This window comes from Rhizobium jaguaris, assembly GCF_003627755.1.
Classification (GTDB): Bacteria; Pseudomonadota; Alphaproteobacteria; order Rhizobiales; family Rhizobiaceae; genus Rhizobium; species Rhizobium jaguaris.
In genome coordinates this window covers 789,833-810,557 of record NZ_CP032694.1, presented here as the reverse complement: position 1 = coordinate 810,557, position 20,725 = coordinate 789,833, and the positions used below count along the sequence as shown (strand labels likewise).

14 protein-coding genes and 3 pseudogenes are annotated in these 20,725 nt (G+C 60.2%); 2 read left to right on the top strand and 15 right to left on the bottom strand.

All coding sequences use genetic code 11. The annotated features are described in order from the left end of the window. Positions 1-19: 19 nt before the first annotated feature. From CCGE525_RS03970 to CCGE525_RS03945, 6 genes and pseudogenes are all read right to left on the bottom strand, one after another. Positions 20-1,615 carry a GMC family oxidoreductase gene (locus CCGE525_RS03970; protein ID WP_120703147.1) on the bottom strand — a complete coding sequence of 532 codons (1,596 nt, stop codon included), beginning with the start codon at positions 1,613-1,615 and terminating at the stop codon, positions 20-22. A gap of 162 nt (positions 1,616-1,777) precedes the next feature. Beyond that, on the bottom strand, positions 1,778-2,764 hold the full coding sequence (locus CCGE525_RS03965) for a branched-chain amino acid ABC transporter permease (RefSeq protein WP_120703146.1): 987 nt from the start codon (positions 2,762-2,764) through the stop codon (positions 1,778-1,780). A 1-nt stretch (position 2,765) separates the two neighbouring features. After that, positions 2,766-3,653: a branched-chain amino acid ABC transporter permease gene (locus tag CCGE525_RS03960; protein WP_120703145.1), complete on the bottom strand. Its 888-nt coding sequence runs from the start codon at positions 3,651-3,653 to the stop codon at positions 2,766-2,768. Between the two features lie 4 nt (positions 3,654-3,657). After that, positions 3,658-4,359 (bottom strand): ABC transporter ATP-binding protein, encoded by a 702-nt coding sequence (locus CCGE525_RS03955; RefSeq protein ID WP_120703144.1) that lies wholly within the window; start codon positions 4,357-4,359, stop codon positions 3,658-3,660. A gap of 1 nt (position 4,360) precedes the next feature. Beyond that, positions 4,361-5,143: an ABC transporter ATP-binding protein gene (locus tag CCGE525_RS03950; protein ID WP_120703143.1), complete on the bottom strand. Its 783-nt coding sequence runs from the start codon at positions 5,141-5,143 to the stop codon at positions 4,361-4,363. A gap of 15 nt (positions 5,144-5,158) precedes the next feature. Next, positions 5,159-6,365, bottom strand: a pseudogene (locus CCGE525_RS03945) (ABC transporter substrate-binding protein). Positions 6,366-6,514: 149 nt separating this feature from the next. Between CCGE525_RS03945 and CCGE525_RS03940 the strand changes: the two are divergent. After that, positions 6,515-7,452: pseudogene (locus tag CCGE525_RS03940) on the top strand (LysR family transcriptional regulator). A gap of 5 nt (positions 7,453-7,457) precedes the next feature. Here the strand turns inward: CCGE525_RS03940 and CCGE525_RS03935 are convergent. From CCGE525_RS03935 to CCGE525_RS03915, 5 genes and pseudogenes are all read right to left on the bottom strand, one after another. After that, a pseudogene (locus CCGE525_RS03935) lies at positions 7,458-9,418 on the bottom strand (putative bifunctional diguanylate cyclase/phosphodiesterase). Between the two features lie 144 nt (positions 9,419-9,562). Beyond that, positions 9,563-10,597: a UDP-glucose 4-epimerase GalE gene (galE, locus tag CCGE525_RS03930; protein WP_120703142.1), complete on the bottom strand. Its 1,035-nt coding sequence runs from the start codon at positions 10,595-10,597 to the stop codon at positions 9,563-9,565. Between the two features lie 224 nt (positions 10,598-10,821). Next, the gene (locus CCGE525_RS03925; RefSeq protein WP_120703141.1) at positions 10,822-11,988 is read right to left on the bottom strand and encodes a pyridoxal phosphate-dependent aminotransferase; all 1,167 of its coding nucleotides are present in this window, start codon (positions 11,986-11,988) and stop codon (positions 10,822-10,824) included. A gap of 146 nt (positions 11,989-12,134) precedes the next feature. Next, the gene (gene mscL, locus CCGE525_RS03920; RefSeq protein ID WP_120703140.1) at positions 12,135-12,569 is read right to left on the bottom strand and encodes a large conductance mechanosensitive channel protein MscL; all 435 of its coding nucleotides are present in this window, start codon (positions 12,567-12,569) and stop codon (positions 12,135-12,137) included. Between the two features lie 155 nt (positions 12,570-12,724). Then, positions 12,725-13,285 carry a TetR/AcrR family transcriptional regulator gene (locus CCGE525_RS03915; RefSeq protein WP_120703139.1) on the bottom strand — a complete coding sequence of 187 codons (561 nt, stop codon included), beginning with the start codon at positions 13,283-13,285 and terminating at the stop codon, positions 12,725-12,727. A gap of 143 nt (positions 13,286-13,428) precedes the next feature. Between CCGE525_RS03915 and CCGE525_RS03910 the strand changes: the two genes are divergently transcribed. Next, positions 13,429-14,712, top strand: a complete 1,284-nt coding sequence (locus CCGE525_RS03910; RefSeq protein ID WP_120703138.1) for an MFS transporter — start codon at positions 13,429-13,431, stop codon at positions 14,710-14,712. On the opposite strand, the gene CCGE525_RS03905 is transcribed toward CCGE525_RS03910, so the two are convergent. The 4 genes from CCGE525_RS03905 to CCGE525_RS03890 form a co-directional block, all read right to left on the bottom strand. Beyond that, positions 14,643-15,092, bottom strand: a complete 450-nt coding sequence (locus CCGE525_RS03905; protein WP_120703137.1) for a YybH family protein — start codon at positions 15,090-15,092, stop codon at positions 14,643-14,645. The genes CCGE525_RS03910 and CCGE525_RS03905 overlap by 70 nt on opposite strands. 119 nt (positions 15,093-15,211) lie before the next feature. Further along, on the bottom strand, positions 15,212-17,422 hold the full coding sequence (locus CCGE525_RS03900) for a 3-hydroxyacyl-CoA dehydrogenase NAD-binding domain-containing protein (protein WP_120703136.1): 2,211 nt from the start codon (positions 17,420-17,422) through the stop codon (positions 15,212-15,214). A gap of 15 nt (positions 17,423-17,437) precedes the next feature. Then, the gene (locus tag CCGE525_RS03895; RefSeq protein WP_120703135.1) at positions 17,438-18,646 is read right to left on the bottom strand and encodes an acetyl-CoA C-acetyltransferase; all 1,209 of its coding nucleotides are present in this window, start codon (positions 18,644-18,646) and stop codon (positions 17,438-17,440) included. A 33-nt stretch (positions 18,647-18,679) separates the two neighbouring features. Continuing rightward, positions 18,680-20,476 (bottom strand): acyl-CoA dehydrogenase C-terminal domain-containing protein, encoded by a 1,797-nt coding sequence (locus CCGE525_RS03890; protein WP_120703134.1) that lies wholly within the window; start codon positions 20,474-20,476, stop codon positions 18,680-18,682. Positions 20,477-20,725 lie beyond the last annotated feature (249 nt).

Below are 20,725 nucleotides of genomic sequence, written 5' to 3'. Positions count from 1 at the left end.
TCCACTCATCAATAGGCGCTCAGCGGTTGTCGGCAAGGATCATCTCAGCGGCTTTCTCGGCGATCATGATGGTCGGCGAGTTGGTGTTCCCTGATGTAATCGACGGCATGACCGAGGCGTCGGCGATCCGGAGCCGCGCCAGCGCGCGAAACCGCAAACGCGGATCGACCACGCTTTGTGGATCGCCACCCATGCGGCAGGTGCCGACCGGGTGGAAGATCGTCGTGCCAATATCGCCCGCCGCGCGCTCGAGCTCGGCGTCCGTCTGATAGGACGGACCGGGCTTGAACTCCTCCGGCAGAAATTTGGCGAAAGACGGCTGCGCCACGATCCGCCGCGTCAGGCGGATGGAGCGTACTGCGATTTCGCGGTCGCGCAATGCCGAGAGATAGTTTGGGCTGATCTTTGGCTGGGCTGTGAATTCGGGACTCTCGATGTGTACGGCGCCGCGACTCTCCGGTCTCAGATTGCAGACGCTGGCGGTAATCGCCGGAAAAGGATGGACGGGATCGCCGAACTTATCGAGCGACACCGGCTGCACGTGATATTGCAGGTCCGGCGTTTCCTTGTCCGGGCCGGAGCGGGTGAAGATGCCGAGCTGGCTCGGCGCCATCGCCATAGGCCCGGAGCGGCGCACAAGATATTCCAGCCCGATCGCCGCCTTGCCGAGCAGTTTGGTCGCCTTCTCGTTCAAGGTCGGCACGCCGGTAACCTTGTAGGCCATGCGCAGTTGCAGGTGATCCTGCAGGTTCTCGCCGACCGCCTTGATTTCGCGCACCACCCCTATGCCGGCCTGGCTCAATATCTCGCCGCGGCCGATGCCGGAGAGTTCCAGTATCTGCGGCGAACCGATGGAGCCGGCAGACAGGACCGTTTCCTTGTCGGCATAAGCGCGCTTCGTCATGCCGTTATGCTGAAACTCGACACCGGTGACGGCATCCTCCTCGACGAGCAGGCGGCGGACCTGCGCCTTGGTGAGGACGGTGAGATTGCCCTGTTTCAGAGCCGGCTGCAGAAAGGCCTTCGCGGTATTCCAGCGGACACCGGAGCGCTGGTTGACATCAAAATAGCCGGAACCCTCGTTATTGCCGCGATTGAAATCCGCCGTTTCGGGGATTCCGGCTTCGCGTGCAGCCGCCTGGAAGGCATCGAGCACAGCCCAGCGCACGCGGGCCTTCTCGACCCGCCACTCGCCACCGGCGCCATGCATCTCGTCCTTGCCCCTGTAATGGTCCTCGGACTTCACGAAATAGGGCAGTACATCGTCCCAACCCCAGCCGGCGCAGCCGAGCTGCCGCCAGAGATCATAGTCGCGTGCCTGGCCGCGCATATAGATCATACCGTTGATCGAGGAGCTGCCGCCGAGCACCTTGCCGCGCGGATAGTTTAGCGAGCGGCCGTTCAGCCCTGCTTCCGGCGCGGTGGTGAAGCACCAGTCGGTGCGGGGATTGTTGATGCAATAGAGATAGCCGACCGGGATATGGATCCAGTGGTAATTGTCGCTGCCCCCCGCCTCCAGCAACAATACCCTGTTGTTGCGATCCGCCGACAGCCGGTTGGCAAGCACGCAGCCGGCACTGCCGGCGCCGATGATAATGTAGTCGAATCGATCCATTCCAGAGACTCTGTCGTCCCCTCTCCCCGCATGCGAGGAGAGGGCTAGGGTGAGGGGCGGGAGGGTCCGGCAAATTCCGTATTCGCCAGCAGTCTGTGCAGGCCCCTCGTCCGCCCTTCGGGCACCTTCTCCCCGCGAGCGGGGAGAAGGAAAGGTGGATAGTCAGCGGCGATACTCAAATCCCAGTTTCCGCCCCAGCCGCGACGCGTAGAACTCGCCGATGATGCCGCGGCGGAAGAGCAGGACGCAGACCATGAAGACGATGCCGGTGATGACGGTGACCGGGAATTCCGAGGTCGCGAGATAGTTTTCCAGCGTTGCCACGAAGCCGGCGCCGAAAAGCGGGCCGATCAAGGTGCCGATGCCGCCGAGCAAGGTCATCAGGATCACCTCGCCGGACATCTGCCAGGCGACGTCTGTCAAGGTGGCGAACTGGAAGACCAGCGCCTTCACCGCGCCGGCAAGCCCGGCAAGAGCCGCCGACATGACGAAGGCGCCGAGCTTGTAATGGGCTACGGAATAGCCGAGCGAAATCGCCCGTTGCTCGTTTTCCCGGATCGATTTGAGGATCATGCCGAAGGGCGAATTGATGAAGCGCCAGATGATCAGCACGCCGATGATGAACACCGCCAGCACAAAATAATACATGTTGAAGGGGTTGTTGAGATCGATTACGCCGAAGAGATGGCCACGCGGCACCGACTGGATGCCATCTTCGCCCTGGGTGAACTTCGCCTGCAGGCAGAAGAAGTAGAACATGTAGGACAGCGCCAGCGTGATCATGGCGAAATATATGCCCTGCCGGCGGATGGCGACGAAGCCCATGATCAGACCCAGCAGCACAGCGCCGGCGACGCCGATCACGATGCCGAGCTCAGGCGGAACGCCCCACTCCTTCACCGTATAGGCTGTGAAATAGGCCGCACCGCCGAAGAAGGTGGCGTGGCCGAAGGACAGAAGGCCGGTATAGCCGAGCAGCAGGTTGAAGGCGCAGGCAAAGAGCGCGAAGCAGAGCACCTTCATGACGAAGATCGGATAAATGAAAAACGGCGCCCAGATCAGCAGAACCAGGCCGACGATCAGAAAGCCCTTCTGGACTGATGACGGGCGGCGGCTTTCGGATTTCAACGTATCGGTCATATCAACCATGTCACGCATCCCGGCCAAAAAGGCCCGCGGGCCTGAGGAGCAGCACGATCGCCATGATCACGAAGATGACGATATTGGATGCTTCCGGATAAAAGACCTTCGTCAGTCCTTCCGCCACGCCGAGCACATAGCCGGTGACGATGGCGCCCATGATCGAGCCCATGCCGCCGACGACAACGACGGCAAAGACGATGATGATCATGTTCGATCCCATGAGCGGCGAGACCTGATAGATCGGTGCGGCCAGCACGCCGGCAAGGGCGGCGAGCGCGACGCCGAAGGCATAGGTCAGCGTCAGAAGTACCGGCACGTTGACGCCGAAGACCTGTACGAGCACTGAATTTTCCGTCGCTGCACGCAGATAGGCGCCAAGCTTGGTCTTCTCGATTAGCAGCCAGGTGCCAAGGCAGACAACGAGCGACACCGCGATCACCCAGCCGCGATAGATCGGCAGGAACATGAAACCGAGATTGACGGCGCCCACCAACGCGGTCGGCACGGCGTAGGGCTGGCCCGAAGAACCGTAGAAATAGCGGAACGTGCCTTCGATGGTCAGAGCCATGCCGAAGGTAAAAAGCAGCCCGTAGAGCGGATCGACCTTGTAAAGCCGGCGCAAGCACAAGCGCTCGACGACAGCGCCGAACAGGCCGACAATCAATGGCGCCAGCACCAATGACGGCCAATAGCCGATGCCGGCATAGGCGAGCAGAAGATAGGCGGTGAAAGCGCCGAGCATGTAGAGAGCGCCGTGGGCGAAATTAATCACCCGCAGCATGCCGAATATGATCGCGAGCCCGAGGCTCAAGAGCGCATAGAAGGAGCCGTTGATCAGTCCGATCAGCAATTGTCCGAGGAGCGCTTGCAGCGGGATGCCGAATATCATGGTCATGGCGTCAGACCCCCAGAACCTTGTGCAGCATGTCCATCCGCTCCGGCAATTCGCCGACCGGAAACTCGGCGATCATCTGGCCATGATCCATCAGATAGAAACGATCGGCAATGCGGCTCGCAAACCGGAAATTCTGCTCGACCAGCAGAATGGTCATGCCGCGCTCCTTCAGCTTCTTCAGCACCTCGCCGATGCGCTGAACGATCACTGGCGCCAGCCCCTCCGTGGGTTCGTCGAGCAGCAGCATGCGCACACCGGTGCGCAGGATGCGGGCCATGGCGAGCATCTGCTGTTCACCGCCCGAGAGTTTCGTGCCGGCGCTGTTTCGGCGCTCGTGCAGATTGGGAAACAGCTCGAAAATCTCATCGACCGTCATCCCACCCGGCGCAACCACCGGCGGCAGCATCAGATTTTCATGAACGCTGAGCGTCGAGAAGATGCCGCGCTCCTCCGGCACGAAGCCGATGCCTCTATGCGCCGTCTTGTGCAGCGGCACGTGCATCATGTCGGCACCGGCAAAGGCGATCTTGCCCCTGCGCGCCCGAACGATGCCGACGATGGTGCGCAGCGTCGTCGTCTTACCGACGCCGTTGCGGCCGAGAATGGTGATGGTCTCACCCTCGCCAACTTTCATGTCGACGCCGTGCAATATGTGGCTTTCGCCATACCAGGCATTGAGACCCTGAACCTCAAGCAGCGCCGCCATCCTACGCCTCCTCCGTGCCCATATAGGCCTCGCGGACGCGCGGGTCCTGGCTGACCGTGGCGTAGTCGCCTTCGGCGAGGATTTCGCCGCGCTGGAGCACAGTGACATGGTGGCAGATATCCGCGACGACGGAGAGATTGTGCTCCACCATCAGCACAGCCCGATCACGTGCTACATCGCGGATGATGGCAGAGACGGTGTTGACATCCTCCAGCCCCATGCCGGCCATCGGTTCGTCGAGCAGCAGCACCTTCGGATCAAGCGCCAAGGTTGTCGCGATCTCCAATACGCGCTTGCGGCCATAGGACAGATCGGCGGCGATGGCATCGCGTTCCTTCGTCAGACCGACGGCCGCAAGCAGTTGCTCGGCGCGATGGTTGAGCCCGTCCAATGCCGATAACGGTCGCCAGAATTGATGCGCCAGATTGTTCGGCCGCTGCAGCGCGACGCGGACATTGTCGAGCACGGAGAGATGCGGAAAGACGGCCGAAATCTGGAAGGAGCGCACCAGCCCCATGCGCGCGACCCTGTCCGGCTTCGTCTTGGTAATGTCGGTGCCGAGCAAGGTGATCGTCCCATGCGTCGGCTGCAGGAATTTTGTCAGCAGGTTGAACACAGTCGTCTTGCCGGCGCCGTTCGGGCCAATCAGCGCGTGCACGCGGGCATGACGCACGTCGAGATCGACATTCTTGACGGCCGTGAAGCCGCCAAAATCGCGGCGGAGGCCGCGGGCGGATAAAACCACCCGTGGCTCTTCCTGTTGCTCTGTCGCAGAGATCGCCATCGGCTGATCGCAACCTTACTGTTTGACGAGATCGCAGCCACTCTTGGCCGGATCGATATAGGCTTCCTTGCCGGGAATCGTTGCCAGCACGTTGAAGTAATCCCACGGTTCCTTGCTTTCCTCAGGCTTCTTGACCTGGAGCAGGTACATGTCGTGGAACATGCGGCCGTTGGGGCCGACCGTGCCGCCACGGGCGAAAACGTCGTCGACCGGCATTTCGTGCAGTTCCTTCGCGACCGCTTCGGTATCGTCGGTGCCGGCCTTCTGCACGGCCTTCAGATATTGCAGGACGGCGGAATAGGTGCCGGCGTGGATCATGTTCGGCATCCTGCCAGTGCGAGCGAAGAAGCGCTTGCCGAATTCGCGGCTCTTGTCATCGAGATTCCAGTAATAGCCTTCGGTCAACGTCAAGCCTTGAGCCGCCTGCAGGCCGAGGCCATGAACTTCGGCGAGCGTAAAGAGCAGCGCCGCCAGATGCTGGCCCCCTGGGTGATGCCGAATTCCGACGCCTGCTTGATGGCATTCGAGGTATCGAGACCGGCATTGGCAAGGCCATGACCTTGGCACCCGAGGATTGAGCCTGCAGCAGGAAGGACGAGAAGTCATTCGTCGACAGCGGATGACGGACGGAACCGAGAACCTTGCCGCCACTCGACTTGACGAAATCGCTGGTCTGCTGCTCCAGCGAATAACCGAAGGCGTAGTCAGCGGTCAGGAAGAACCAGGTATCGCCGCCTTGCTTGACCAGCGCGCCGCCCGTGCCGACGGCCAGGGCATGTGTGTCATAGGCCCAATGGAAACCATAGGGCGAGCATTGTTTGCCGGTAAGATCGGTCGTGGCTGCGCCGGTGACGATATCGATCTTCTTCTTTTCCTTGGCGATCGCCTGTACCGCCAGCGCCACCGACGAGGTCGTCAGCTCCATGATGGCGTCGACCTTGTCCTGATCATACCATTGGCGGGCGATGTTCGAGGCGATATCGGGTTTGTTCTGGTGGTCGGCATCGACGATCTCGATCGGGACGCCCAACACTTTGCCGCCAAAATCCTCGACGGCCATCTTGGCTGCCTCCACCGAAGACTTGCCGCCGAAGTCGGCATAGACGCCCGACTGGTCGTTCAAAATGCCGATCTTCACCACATTGTCGGACGCGCCAGCGGCGAATGCTGCGGTGCTGGTTGCAAGCAGAAGTGCCAGGGACGCAATAAGACTCTTTCGCATATCCTCTCCTCCCAGAGATTTGGCAAAAATGAATCTGTTCAAAATTGGCCAGCCGTTCTCCTCAAAACGACTTTCCTGTCCTTCAAGATCATTGAAATCGTCCGTTGACGCAAGTGAAGTTTACAACTAATTCCAAACAGTGTCTGTTCATTTTTGAACAGAAAGGGAGGCATGAGAGCGCACCGCATTTCACCTGGGACGATCTGCAGTTTTTTCTGGCCGTGGCCGGACCGGACAACTTTCGACCGCCGCCCGGCAATTGCGGACCAGCCACGCCACCGTCTCGCGCCGTATCGACCGGCTGGAATTTTCGCTTCAGGTCAAGCTCTTCGAGCGCAATCCGCGCGGCTACATGCTGACGGGCATGGGCCAGCGCTTCGTCGATACGGCCGAGCGCATGGAGCAGGAAACCGAGCGGCTTAGGTCGGACCTGACGGTTGGCTCAGCCGCGCAGCGCGGCGTGGTGCGCATCAGCGCGCCGGAAGGTTTCTCCAATTTCTTCTTCACCACCATGCTTTCGGAGTTCACCGCGCGGTATCCGAACATTTCGCTGGAGTTGGTGACGATCCAGCAGATCATGTCGCTGTCGCGCAAGGAAGCCGATATTGTCGTCGTGCTCGATCCGCCGAAGGCCGGCCCTTATTTCACCGAGAAACTGACTGATTACCATCTGCAGGTCTATGGGTCGCGGGATTACCTCGCTACTCACCCGCCGGTCGAGAGCCGCGACGATCTGCCGGAGCATGCCTTCATCGGCTACATCGAGGACATGATCTTTGCGCCCGGTCTCGATTATCTCGGCGACATCCATCCGCGCATCAAGCCGCAATTTCAGAGTTCCAGCATCTTTGCACAGTTGACGGCGACGAAGAACGGGCTTGGGCTCTGCGTGCTGCCCTTCTTCATCGCCAGCCGGCATCCGGATCTGCAGATGGTGCTACCCGACGAAGTCGACCTGAAGCGCCACTACTGGATCACCTGCCATCGCGACCTCCGGCAATCGCCGCGCGTGCGCACCGTCATCGATTTTCTGGTTGATGCGGTACGCCGCAACGCGCCGGCCTTTCTTGGGCGCGCGCCAGCCTAAAGCATCTAGGCGTTGGCCATGCGCCGTGCTTCGACGCCAGACTCGCTCGCCTCGGCAAAGGCGAGCGCGTCGTGCAGGCGCAGCGGCCTGGAGAAATGATAGCCCTGCGCCAATCGCACCCCGAAAGCATGCAGCGCCTCGGCAATGGCGGCGCTCTCGACGCCTTCGGCGACCGAAGCAATTCCGAGATTGCGGCAGAGGTTGGCAACCGAGCGGGTGATATTCATGCAGCGAACATCGCGATCGAACTGCATGACAAAACTCTTGTCGATCTTGATCTTGTCGAATTCCAGCCGGTGGACATGGCTGAGGCTGGAGAAGCCGGTGCCGAAATCGTCGAGCGCAATGGTAATGCCGGCGGCGCGCAACAGGCCGATGACCTCATAGGCGGTGTCGAAATCCGACAACAATGCCGTTTCCGTGATCTCGAATTCGATGCGGCGTGGATCGATCTTTGCGGCATGGATCATGGCCAGCAGGGCCATCGAAGTCTCATGGTCGCAGATATCGCGTGCCGACAGGTTGAAAGACATGCGCAACGGCAACGGCATGATCGATAACGCCTGCAACGCCTCGGCGAAAAGGATGCGGGTCATCTTGCCGATCACCGCCGTGCGCTCGGCGGCGGGCACGAAGGCATCGGGGCTGACGCGGCCGAGACGGGCGCTGTTCCAGCGCGCCAAGGCTTCGAAGGCGACGACATGGCCATCATCGAGATCGACAATCGGCTGATATTCCAGCGACAATTCCCGGGCGAAATTGTCACTCTGCAATTCCAGCTCGATCAGGTGCCGTTGCTGGAGGATCTCTTCGAGATCATGGGAGAAGAACTCGACGCTGCCGCTGCGCCGGCTCTTGACCTGATAAAGGGCGAAATCCGCCTTTTCATACAGCTGTTCGGCCGTATGGCCGCCGCCCTCCGGAACGACGATGCCACAGGAGCCGGAAATACGGATGGAGCCACCGGGCACATCATAGGGTTCGCGCAGCGCCGCGCAGAAAGCCTGCGCCATGTCGGAGACACAATTGCGGCTGAGATCGCGTGGAAAAATCACGCCGAATTCGTCGCCGCCAAGGCGCGCAATGGTGCCTTTGCCGCCCATCAGGGCCACAAAACGTTCGGCAGTCTGCTTCAACACAAGATCACCCGCAGCGTGACCAAAGACGTCGTTAACCGGCTTGAAGCCATCGAGATCGACCAGACCGATGATCGGCGGTTCCTCCGGCCGTTGCTGCAACAGATCCTGCAATTCGCGAAAGAAACTGCGACGGTTAGCAAGGCCTGTGAGCTGATCCTGCAGCGCGTTGCGGCTGTTAATGAGGTTCAGCCGTTCGGCTTCCGTCTGCTTGTCGACAAGTTCCTCGGTCAGCCGCACCAGCCCGGCAAAGTTCCGGAAATAGCTGTTGATGACGCGAATGAAGGGAAAGGTCAGGAAAATGACGCTGGTCGCCGTCGCCACGAACACGGAATTGCCGGAGACCATGAAGGTGACGACCATGAAGGAAAAGGTGATCGCTGTCGTCAGCAATGCCGCGGCCGGCAGATGCATCAGGCAGAAGACGCAGGAGATGCCGGTCACGACAAGGAAATAGGCGATCTGACCCTGCTGATAAGCATTGCCATATTGATAAAGTGCGACAGCCCAGGCGCCGAAAGCAAAGGTCAGCACGCCGGCGAGGATGATCGTTCGATGCATCACCCTATAGGCCCGATCAGCACTTATGGAGTCCTGGCCGTGTATCTGCCACCAGACGATGCGGAAAATACAAAGGATGCTCAGGCCGACCGGCACATAAAGCGCCAGCACATCGGCGCCGTGCGGATATGCGTGATCGCCACAGCCAGGGCGTTGATGATCAAAAGAATATAAAGAACGGGTATCTGCGACGACAGCGCTTTGTATTGCGCCACCAAAAATGTGGGATTCTCTTTCTGCAGGCGCAAGCCTGAAAGCAAATTCCTCATGGCTTTCTTCCCCCGAGCATATAAAACCATAAAAAACTTGATTTTCAGTTATTTTTGTTGGGAAATATTACTAATGAGTTCCGTATAGTTTTGAATTTTCATTAAAATATAGAGATATTCCGATGTAATTCCGACGCTGACATCTCAGATGCTTGGTGCTGCGAACACCTTATGCAAGCCACTTGCATCGAAACCGGACCTCTGCGCGAGCTGGATTTCCCACTCCAGCGACGAGCGCACGATCGTCTCCATGCAGTTGTATTTCGGCGCCCATCCCAACTCGCGATGAGCAAGGCTGGCGTCGGCGACGACGCTGGCGGCGTCGCCGGGTCGTCGCGGAGCCATGTGAATCCGGAAAGCGCGACCATAGACCCGCGTGACCATGTTTAGGACATCGAGCACCGAATAGCCCGTGCCATAACCGCAATTGGCGACAAGCGGCCTGCCGCCGCTTCTCAGATGCTGTAGCGCCATCAGATGCGCCTCGACGAGATCGGAGACATGGATGTAGTCGCGCACGCCGGTACCGTCATGTGTCGGATAGTCGGTGCCGTAGATATCCACCTGGCGACGCCGGCCGAGGGCCGCTTCGCAGGCAACCTTGATAAGATGGGTGGCACCGTCGGTCGATTGGCCGGCCCGCCCCTTCGGATCGGCGCCGGCGACGTTGAAATAGCGCAGGGCCACATAGCTGAAATCATAAGCGGCGGCGGCATCGCGCAGCATCAATTCCGACATCAGCTTGGATTGCCCATAGGGTGTTTCCGGCCGCAGCGGCGCGCTTTCCCGCACCGGTTCACTGGAGGGCTGCGGGCCGTAGACGGCGGCGGTGGAGGAAAAGACGAAGTGGCGAATGCCGGCCTTGATCGCAGCGCTCGTCAGGACGCGGGTTTTACCGGTGTTGTTGTCATAATAAGCGAGCGGATCCTCGATCGACATCGGCACGACGGCGGAACCGGCGAAATGAATGATGGCGTCGATATCGTTTTCCGCGAAGATCTTCTGCAGCAATACTTCATCGGCGACATCACCGAGATAGAAGCGTGCCGCCGGCGCGACCGCCCAGCGAAAGCCGGTGGAGAGACGGTCGATGACGACCACATCCTCGCCGGCGTCCAGCAATTTCCAGACCATATGACTGCCGATATACCCGGCACCGCCCGTTACCAACACTGTCATTCTTCACACCCCTGCAAAGTCGTACAGGGAACATATGAGGCTCGCTTTCTTACCCATTTGATTACAACCGGGGGTCGGGCGGGCTGCCGGGAAAGGAAGATTGTTCCTATGGTTAGGCGGGGTTTTCGAGGATCGGTTGGATTTTATCGATCCCGGCCAGACAGACGAAAAACCCGGCGCAACCGCCGGGTTCCGTCAATATGTCGGCAAGGAAGCCCTGACCGTTACAAACTCAAGATGTACCGGCTTAGCCGTTCCGCAGCATCCGCCACCTGCGCAGGATCGCGCAGGAAACAGGCGCGCATGAAGAGTTCACCGCCCTTGCCGAAGGCCGTTCCAGGCGCCAGGCCGACGCTGGTCTTGTCGACAATATCGAGGGCGGCCTTGCGGCTGTCGGTGACGCCGTCAATCTTCAGGAACGAATAGAGCGCGCCATCCGGCTTCAGCGTGTGGACGCGGTTGGTAGCGATCAGCGCGTCGCAGAGGATGTCACGTGAACGGGCAGCCTTGGCGATGTTGGAGCGGACGAATTCATCACCTTCGTTCAATGCGGCGACTGCGCCCTTCTGCATGAACTGCGCTACACCGGAGGTGGAGTATTGCACCAGGTTCTCGATGACCTGGCCAAGCTCGGCGGGCGCCACGATCCAGCCGACGCGCCAGCCAGTCATCGACCAGTTCTTCGAGAAGGAATTGACGAACAGGATCTTGTCGTCGGCCTCCTTGACGTCCAGAAAGCTCGGCGCGCGACCGCCAGCATAATAGTACAGCGCATAGATTTCGTCGGCCATGATCCAAAGATCATGCTTGCGCGCCAACGCGAGAATATCCCGGAGGTCCTGGTGGGTCGCCGTCCAGCCCGTCGGGTTGGATGGGGTATTGATGAAGAGACCCTTCGTCTTCGGCGTGATCGCCGCCTCCAGGCGCCCGAGATCGAGCGACCATTTGCCATGCTCGAATTGCAACGGCACAGGGACGGAGCGGGCGCCTGCAATCTCAAGAGCCGCAGCGATATTCGGCCAAGCCGGAGAGAGATAGACCATCTCATCACCGGGTGAGGTGATCGCCTGCACGGAAAGCTGGATCGCCTGCATGCCGGAGCCGACGACATAAAAATGCTCCATCGGCAAGGAGGTGCCGAAGTGCCGGCCATAATAATCGGCAAGTGCTTGGCGCAACTCCGGAATGCCGCGCTGCCAGGTATAGAAAGTTTCGCCGGCGTTGAGCGAGGCCATGGCGGCGCGATTGATAAAATCCGGCGTCGGCAGATCGCCCTCGCCGACCCACAGCGGCAGCAGGCCCTCGCGGCCACGGGCATAATTCACGACTTCCACGATCCCGCTTTCGGGCGCGGCAAGCGCACGCGGGCTAAGGCTGTTCAATATCGACATGAAAGGTCTCCGGTTTTCTGCTTCATAAAGCAGAACACTGGCCAAATCCTATGACTTTGCCTTAGCGACCAATCGATTTTCGTGATGAATGGGGCCTCGGCCGTTGATCAGCCGAGGCTTGAAATCAGGAATTGCGAAAAGGTGCTTCAGGCCGCGGGGCGCCTGGCTAGGAGATCGCGGATTTCGGTGAGCAACTGGACATCGGCCGGCGGCGGTGCGGCTTCGGCGGCCTTTTCTTCCTTACGCGCGACCTGCTTTTGCAACGCGTTCACGCCCTTGACCATCAGGAATATGATCCAGGCAAGGATGAGGAAATTGATGAGGACGGTGATGAAATTGCCATAGGCGAAAACCGCGCCCTGCGCACGGGCGCCGGCCAGCGTCGGCGCGTTGACAGCAGACGACAGGGGCAGGAAATGATTCGAAAAGTCAAAACCACCGAAAATCGCACCGACGATCGGCATGATGATATCTTCAACCAGCGACTTGACGATACCGCCGAACGCGCCGCCGATGATCACGCCGACCGCGAGATCCATGACATTGCCACGAGCAATGAAAGCCTTGAATTCATTAAGCATTGACCAGTCCCCTTCGCGTTGCCGTTGAATTCACTAGGGATGATTAGCACCATCTTTTTCCTTATTTTTCAACAGCAAATTGGCCTAAAGCCCCGCTCAGGCGCTCATATCCGGGGAATTGCCTTTCTGGCATCTTTTAAGTGCGCATACTGAAACTAATCGGCACTCTCCGGCATCACGCGAGAGATCAGGCCGCGAACATAGTCGCTGCTAGGCACCTGGTCGAAGAGGATGCGGTACATGATCGGCGAAACAACGTAGTCCATCAGTTCGGTGAGCGTTGGGAATGCCTCGCCCCGCTCTTCCGCCCGGGCGACGATGACGCGCAATTGTTGCTGCGTATAGATGCAGCATTTCTCCGCATTTGCGGAGTCGGATACTGCCAGAACATCGCGGATCATTTGCCGGCCGGCGCCGGAGGACATTTCGTCGGCATATTGCTCGGCCCAGGCCTGCAGGTCGGTCCTGGCGCTACCGGTTTTGGGCGGCTCCGTTTCCGGCTGTAGGCGCGACGCCGCCACGTCGGCCAAAAGCTCCTGCAGGTCACCCCAGCGGCGATAGATCGTCGATGGCGTCACATTGGCGCGCTGCGCGATGAGCGGGATGGTCACATCAGCGCGGTTCATCCTGGCCAACATGTCACGAACCGCCTGATGCACGGCAGCCTGAACCCTGGCGCTACGCCCACCAGGGCGAGGATTTTCCTTTGAAACCATAATCCTATGCCAATCTTTCCCTTTGTTGTCGTTATCGTATCAAACACGGCGGCGTCTCATTAACGCAAATTATTTGCTTTTAGCCGCACAGCGCATTACATGTGCTTAACGCAATATTTTAGCTTTAAGCCAGGATGTAGTCGATGACCACGATCGAATCCACCGCCAATTCGCCGCAGCCGCCTGGCCGCCGGCTGGCGCCGCTCTTTCACGCCGTCACCAGCGCCACTTTCTTTGCTGCCTCTTCCGCGCCGACGCCGCTCTACCGAATCTACCAGCAGGTCTTCGCCTTCTCGCCGGTGCTGATCACGCTGATCTTCGCCGTCTATGCCTTCGCTCTCCTCATCTCGCTCCTGATCGTCGGTTCGATCTCCGATCACCTCGGACGCCGGCCGGTGATCTTTACTTCGCTCCTCCTCAATATGGTGGCGATGGCGCTGTTTTTAACGGCCGACGGCCCGAATTGGCTAATTGCCGCACGTATCGTGCAAGGCTTCGCCACGGGCGCCGCTGCAGCCTCGATCGGTGCCGCGCTCGTCGATCTCGATCCTGCCAAGGGGTCGGTGACCAACAGTATCGCGCCGCTTATCGGCATGGCGGTTGGCGCGCTTGGCACCAGCGCTCTGGTGCAATTTGCGCCGGCGCCGACATTTCTCGTCTACGCGGTCGTGCTTATCCTTCTCGTCGTACAGGCCACCGTGATTTGGGCGACGCCCGAAACGACCCGTCGCAGGGCTGGCCTCATCGCCTCGCTGAAGCCAGAGGTGGCTATTCCGCCGCAGGTCCGCCGGACGCTGCTGGCGCTGACGCCGATCAATGTCGCGGTCTGGGCGCTCGGCGGCTTCTATCTTTCGCTGGTTCCGTCCTTGATCAGCGCCACGACGGGCAGCACTGCGCCCCTCGTTGGCGGCTCGGTCGTTGCCGCGCTGACGATCAGCGGCGCTGCATCGGTGTTTTTGCTGCGCAAAAAACCTGCGGTAATCACGCTGACCTTCGGCATATCGACCATGACGCTGGGCATTCTCGCCGTGGTCGCCGGCGTGCATTTAGCCGAGGTGCCGATCCTTATCGCCGGCACGCTGATCGCGGGTGCCGGCTTCGGCGCCAATTTCCTGGGCGCCGTGCACAGCATCATGCCATTGGCCAAGCCCGACGAACGCGCCGGTCTGCTCTCGGCCTTTTACATCCAAAGCTATCTCGCCTTCAGCTTGCCCGCCATTTTGGCTGGCTTCCTGTCGAAAGCGATCGGGTTCACGGCAACGACTGACATCTATGCGGCCGCGATTCTAGTCTTAGTCGGCAGCGGCGTGATGGCGTTGAGGGCAGGACGGGAAAAAGTCGCAGTGTCGGCGGGAGCCTACAATTGTGGCCTCAGCCCCAATTCCGCTAAACCGCTGCCGTCCATGGCGAAGGGGACCGATGTGTGATCGTGGGCAATCTTCCAGACACCGGCTTCCTTTCTGAGGCCAACCGTCTGGCGGAACCAGAGGTCGACCTTGTTGCCGTCAGTTTTGGTGCCCACCATATGCGTCAGGCCACTCCAGAAGGCGACTTCCCCGCCGATCGTCAGCTTCTGGTCTTCGACATCGCCTTCGATCGGCCCCTGCCAGGTATCGAACCAGCCCTGCAGGCCGGGCTGATCCTTGCCTTTATATTGCAGCGGCGGCGCCAGGGTGAATTCCACGATATCGTCGGTCATGTGCGACAACACGCCGGCGGCGTTCTTTTCTCCGATCGCCGTCGCCCAAGCCACAAGCATGGCAAAGATGGCGTCAGCTTCTTCTCGGTTTCCGATAATTTCGGCCATCGTTCGTCTCCTCTATTTGATGGAACTGAGCAGAGGACGAATGAAAAGGGCCGCCCCCGACAGGAGCGGCCCATTATTTCGCAGAGTTGTCCGGTGTGCTCTCGCGTAGAGAAGGCTGGTTATGCCGCCGTCTTCACGCCATACGGGTCAAACCGCCCATAAAACGTCTCGCCCTTCGCTGCCATGTCCTTCAGCAAAGCTGTCGGATTGAAATGCGGACCGTAAGCTCTGGCCAACGTTTCGCAGAGATTCACGAAGGATTTGACGCCCATGCCGTCGATGTAGGAGAGCGCGCCGCCCGTGTAGGGGGCGAAGCCGAAACCGAGGATGGAGCCGACATCGGCTTCGCGCGGATCGGTGACGATGCCCTCTTCCATGGTGCGGGCGGCTTCCAGCGCGATGGTGACGAGGAAGCGCTGCTTCAGGATGTTGACGTCGATCTCACCGGCCTTCTTCTGCGGATACAGATCCTTCAAGCCCGGCCAAAGCGACTTCTTGGCCGGTTTCGGCGGATAGTCGTAAAAGCCCTTGGAGTTCTTGCGGCCGAAGCGGCCTTCGCCTTCGACGAGACGTGTGATCAGTTCCATATGTCTGCCATCAACAGCCTTGTCGCCGAGATCGGCGACGGCAGCCTTAAGGATCTTCAACGACAGGTCGATGGCGACTTCGTCGTTCAGCGCCAACGGCCCGACCGGCATGCCGGCCATCTTCGCGGCGTTCTCGATCATCGCGGCTGGCACACCCTCGATCAGCATGTCATAGGCCTCCGACATATAGCGGAGCACGCAGCGATTGACGAAGAAACCGCGGGTGTCGTTGACGACGATCGGCGTCTTCTTGATGGCAGCGATGTAATCGAGCGCGACAGCAAGGGCGCGGTCGCCCGTTTCCTTGCCGAGAATGACTTCAGTCAGCATCATCTTCTCGACCGGCGAGAAGAAATGGATGCCGATGAAATCGGCCCGGCGCTTGGAATGCTTCGCAAGGCCAGATATCGGCAGGGTCGACGTGTTGGAGGCAAAGACGGCGCCCGCGGGCAGCACGGCTTCAACGGCCTCGATGACGGCCTTCTTGACATCGCGATCTTCGAACACGGCCTCGATGACGAGATCGGCATCCTTCAGATCGGCGTAATCGGCCGAAGGCGTGATGCGGGAAAGCAGTGCCGCACCTTCCTCCTGTGTAAACCGCCCCTTACCGATGGAATCCTTAACCAGACCTTCCGAAACCGTCTTGCCCTTGGTCGCGGCTTCGATGTCGCGATCGATGAGCGTGACGGGGATGCCTGCAGCTGCGGTGACATAGGCGATAGAGGCGCCCATGAAGCCGGCGCCGACGACACCGACTTTCTTCAGCTCGGTCTTCGGCTGTCCGGCCGGGCGACGAGCACCCTTGCCGAGCTCCTGCATGGAGACGAACAGTGAGCGGATCATCGAATAGGCTTCGGTCGTTTGCAACACCTGCGTGAAATAGCGCTGCTCGATTTTGAGGCCGGTGTCGAAAGGTACCTGCAGGCCTTCATAAACACATTTGAGGATGGCGAGTGCTGCCGGATAATTGCCCGAGGTCTCGCGGCGAAGGATAGCCGGTGCTGCCGGCCAGAGCTGCGCGGCAGCCGGCATCCAGATGCCGCCGCCGGGCACCTTGAAGCCCCTTTCGTCCCAAGGTGCGACGGGCTTCAATCCATCCTCGATCATTTGCTTGGCGGCCGGGATCAACTGATCCGGCTCGACGACCTGATGCACCAGGTTCATTGCCTTGGCGCGCGCAGCCGTCAGCGACTGGCCTGTCGTCATCATCTGCAGGGCCGATTGCGCATCGGTCAGCCGCGATACGCGCTGCGTACCGCCGGCGCCGGGGAAGATGCCGACCTTGACCTCGGGCAAGGCGATCTTGACGCTTTTCGCGCCCGAGGCGACACGGCCGTGGCAAGCGAGCGACATCTCAAACGCGCCGCCCATGCAGGTGCCGTTGATGGCGGAGACCCAGGGCTTGCCGCAGGTCTCGAGCTTGCGGAACAGGCCGGTCATGCGGCCGACGAGATCGAAGAGCTTTTGCGCGGCCGTCGCCGGGTCCTTCGCCTTCTCATCCTGATAGAAGGAGAACATCGATTTGATCATCGACAGATCGGCGCCGCCGGAGAAGGAGGATTTGCCCGAGGTGATGACCACGCCTTTAATTGCCTTGTCGGCAACGGTTGCGTCGATGATGGCGTTCAGCTCGTCCATCACCTCGACGGTGAAGACGTTCATCGATTTGCCGGGCATGTCCCAGGTGACGAGTGCGATGCCGTCCGCGTCGGTCTCGATGGTGAAATTGGTGTAAGCCATTGGTTTCCCCTCCCCTCAGACGCGTTCGACGATCGTGGCCGTGCCCATGCCGGCGCCGATGCAGAGTGTTACCAGCGCCGTGTTGAGATCGCGACGCTCCAGTTCGTCCAGCACCGTGCCGAGGATCATCGCGCCGGTGGCGCCGAGCGGATGGCCCATGGCAATGGCACCGCCGTTAACGTTGATCTTGTCGTGCGCAATATCGAAAGCCTGCATGTAGCGCAGCACGACGGCGGCAAAGGCCTCGTTGAGCTCAAATAGATCGATGTCGGCCAGCGTCATGCCGGTGCGCTTCAACAGCTTTTCGGTAACGTCGACCGGGCCGGTCAGCATGAGGGCCGGATCGGAACCGATATTGGCGAAAGCCTTGATGCGGCCGCGCGGCTTCAGCCCCATGCTCTCACCGCCGGCTTTCGAGCCGAGCAGCACGGCGGCGGCGCCATCGACGATCCCCGAGGAATTGCCGGCATGGTGCACATAGTTGATGCGCTCGACTTCCGGATGCGCCTGAATGCCGACGGCCTCGAAGCCGCCCATCTCTCCCGGCATCTGGAAGGACGGATTGAGCGAGGCCAGCGTCTGCATATCGGTGCTGGGGCGCATATGCTCATCCTTGGCAAGGATCGTCAGGCCGTTCACATCCTTCACCGGAATGACGGACTTACTGAAATAGCCCTTGTCCCAGGCGTTGGCTGCCCGCTTCTGGCTCTCGACAGCATAGACGTCGACATCGACACGGGAGAAGCCGTATTTGGTGGCAATCAGATCGGCCGAGACGCCCTGTGGCATGAAATAGGCCGGGAAGTTCACCGAAGGGTCCATGAACCAGGCGCCGCCGGACATGCCGAGGCCGACGCGCGACATGCTTTCGACGCCGCCAGCGATGACGATATCGTCGGCGCCCTGTGCGATCTTGGCCGCGCCGAAATTCACCGCATCGAGGCCGGAGGCGCAGAAGCGGGAGATCTGCATGCCGGGCGCTGTGGTCGAATAACCCGCTTCGAAGGCTGCGGCCTTCGGGATGACCGCGCCGGCATCCATCACCGGATCGACACAGCCCATGATGATGTCGTCGACCGTCTTCGTATCGAGGCCGTTGCGGTCGCGGATTGCCTCCAGCGTCTTGGCAGCGAGGCGGACGGACGGCACCTCATGCAGCGCGCCGTCCTTCTTGCCACGCCCGCGCGGCGTGCGCACATGGTCGTAAATGAAAACCTCGGTCATGTCTCATCTCCCTGCGGCGGCAAGCCGCCCTGATCAAAAGGCTTCCGCCGCCAATTCCATCATCGTATCCGCGCCAGTTTCGATGCGGGCCTTGCGCAGCGCCGTTTCCGGCATGATGCGCTCCATATAGAACCGTGCCGTGACGAGCTTGTTCTTCAGATAATCCTCGCGCGCGCTGTCGCCGCTGGCGAGAGCTGCCTGCGCCGCCTTCGCCATCTTCGCCCACATATACCCGAGAACGACGAGGCCGAAGAGGTGCATGTAGTCCGTCGAGCCGGCGCCGGCATTGTCGGGCTTGGCCATGGCGTTCTGCATAAACCACATGGTCGCGGCCTGCACATCGTTCAAGCCCTTCTTCAAATGCTTGGTGAAGAAGGCCATTTGCTCATCGTTGCGATGTTTCTCACAAAAGTCGCCGATTTCCTTGAACAAGGCCATGACGGCGCGACCGCCGTTCTGCGCCAGCTTGCGGCCAACGAGATCGAGCGCCTGGATACCGTTGGCGCCTTCGTAGATCATGGTGATGCGCGCATCGCGGACATACTGGCTCATGCCGTGTTCTTCGATATAGCCGTGACCGCCGAAGACCTGCTGCGCCATGACCGCATGCTCGAAGCCCTTGTCGCTCATAACGCCCTTGAGGATCGGCGTCACCAGACCGAGGATGTCGTCCGCCGTCTGCCGTTCCTTCTCGTCGGCCGAGCGATGGGCGACATCGGACTGCAGCGCCGTCCAGAGCAGGAAGGCACGGCCGGCCTCGTTGAAGGCGCGGATGGTCATCAGCGAGCGGCGGATATCGGGATGAACGATAATGGGATCGGCTTGCCTGTCCGGCGCCTTCGGGCCGGAAAGCGAGCGACCCTGGATGCGTTCGCGGGCATAGGCGACGGCATTCTGATAGGCGATCTCGGCGATGGCCAGACCCTGCAGACCGACCGCCAGACGCGCCTCGTTCATCATCACGAACATGGCGGCGAGGCCCTTGTTCTCGGCAGCGATGAGGAAGCCCGTGGCCTCGTCGTAGTTCATGACGCAGGTGGCACTGCCGTGGATGCCCATCTTGTGTTCGATCGCGCCGCAGGAAACGGCGTTGCGCGAACCGAGGGAACCATCGTCCTTGACGAGGAACTTGGGCACGATGAACAGCGAGAGGCCCTTGGTACCATCAGGTGCACCTTCGACGCGGGCAAGGACGAGATGGACGATATTGTCCGCCATGTCGTGTTCGCCGGCGGAGATAAATATTTTTTGGCCGGAAATCCTGTAGCTGCCATCGGCCTGTGGAACGGCCTTGGTGCGCAACAGGCCGAGATCGGTGCCGCAATGCGGTTCGGTGAGGTTCATGGTGCCGGACCATGTGCCATCGACCATCTTCGGCAGATAGGTCCGCTTCTGCGCTTCAGAGCCATGGACGAAGATCGCGGCGATGGCGCCTTGCGTCAGGCCGGGATACATCATTAACGACATATTGGCGGCGGAGGTATATTCGCCGACGGCGCAATGCAGCGTATAAGGCAGCCCCTGCCCGCCGAATTCCTCCGGCACCGCCAGGCCCAGCCAACCGCCTTCGCGATAGGCCCGATAGCCGTCCTTGAAACCCTTCGGCGTCGTGACGGTGCCGTCGTCGTGACGCAGGCAGCCTTCCTGATCGCCTGAATGATTGAGCGGAAAAAGCACCTCTTCCGCCAACTTGGCCGCCTCGCCAAGGATCGCTTCGATCATATCAGGGCTCGCCTCGGCGAAACCCGGCAGATTGCTGTAGCGTTCCAGCCCGAGCACATCGTTCAGGACGAAAAGCGTATCGTTCACCGGGGCCTTGTAGACTGGCATCTCTCGAATTCCTCCAATTCGCTGCCGGACTCGCATTCCGGCCTTTGATCCAGTCTTACAAAATATTGACGTTTGCGTAAACGTCAAATTTGCGTGACGAAACGGATTTTTAGGTAGAGCGACCGACCTTGCGAGCAATGGAAATGATAATGGCTGGCGGCGGAGATCCGCAGCCCTATGGCTGCTGGCCTGCCGAAAGATGACTGTCGGTCTTACGGACACCCGCCGTTAACCGGCCGCGCCGCTTCC

What these genes read in the sequence shown, in the direction of transcription:
- CCGE525_RS03890 (WP_120703134.1), bottom strand. Translation starts at nt 20,476, where the DNA reads ATGCCAGTCTACAAGGCCCCGGTGAACGATACGCTTTTCGTCCTGAAC.
- CCGE525_RS03955 (WP_120703144.1), bottom strand. Translation starts at nt 4,359, where the DNA reads ATGGCGGCGCTGCTTGAGGTTCAGGGTCTCAATGCCTGGTATGGCGAA.
- galE (WP_120703142.1), bottom strand. Translation starts at nt 10,597, where the DNA reads ATGACAGTGTTGGTAACGGGCGGTGCCGGGTATATCGGCAGTCATATG.
- CCGE525_RS03960 (WP_120703145.1), bottom strand. Translation starts at nt 3,653, where the DNA reads ATGACCATGATATTCGGCATCCCGCTGCAAGCGCTCCTCGGACAATTG.
- CCGE525_RS03965 (WP_120703146.1), bottom strand. Translation starts at nt 2,764, where the DNA reads ATGGTTGATATGACCGATACGTTGAAATCCGAAAGCCGCCGCCCGTCA.
- CCGE525_RS03895 (WP_120703135.1), bottom strand. Translation starts at nt 18,646, where the DNA reads ATGACCGAGGTTTTCATTTACGACCATGTGCGCACGCCGCGCGGGCGT.
- CCGE525_RS03915 (WP_120703139.1), bottom strand. Translation starts at nt 13,285, where the DNA reads ATGGTTTCAAAGGAAAATCCTCGCCCTGGTGGGCGTAGCGCCAGGGTT.
- CCGE525_RS03950 (WP_120703143.1), bottom strand. Translation starts at nt 5,143, where the DNA reads ATGGCGATCTCTGCGACAGAGCAACAGGAAGAGCCACGGGTGGTTTTA.
- CCGE525_RS03970 (WP_120703147.1), bottom strand. Translation starts at nt 1,615, where the DNA reads ATGGATCGATTCGACTACATTATCATCGGCGCCGGCAGTGCCGGCTGC.
- CCGE525_RS03925 (WP_120703141.1), bottom strand. Translation starts at nt 11,988, where the DNA reads ATGTCGATATTGAACAGCCTTAGCCCGCGTGCGCTTGCCGCGCCCGAA.
- CCGE525_RS03900 (WP_120703136.1), bottom strand. Translation starts at nt 17,422, where the DNA reads ATGGCTTACACCAATTTCACCATCGAGACCGACGCGGACGGCATCGCA.
- CCGE525_RS03910 (WP_120703138.1), top strand. Translation starts at nt 13,429, where the DNA reads ATGACCACGATCGAATCCACCGCCAATTCGCCGCAGCCGCCTGGCCGC.
- mscL (WP_120703140.1), bottom strand. Translation starts at nt 12,569, where the DNA reads ATGCTTAATGAATTCAAGGCTTTCATTGCTCGTGGCAATGTCATGGAT.
- CCGE525_RS03905 (WP_120703137.1), bottom strand. Translation starts at nt 15,092, where the DNA reads ATGGCCGAAATTATCGGAAACCGAGAAGAAGCTGACGCCATCTTTGCC.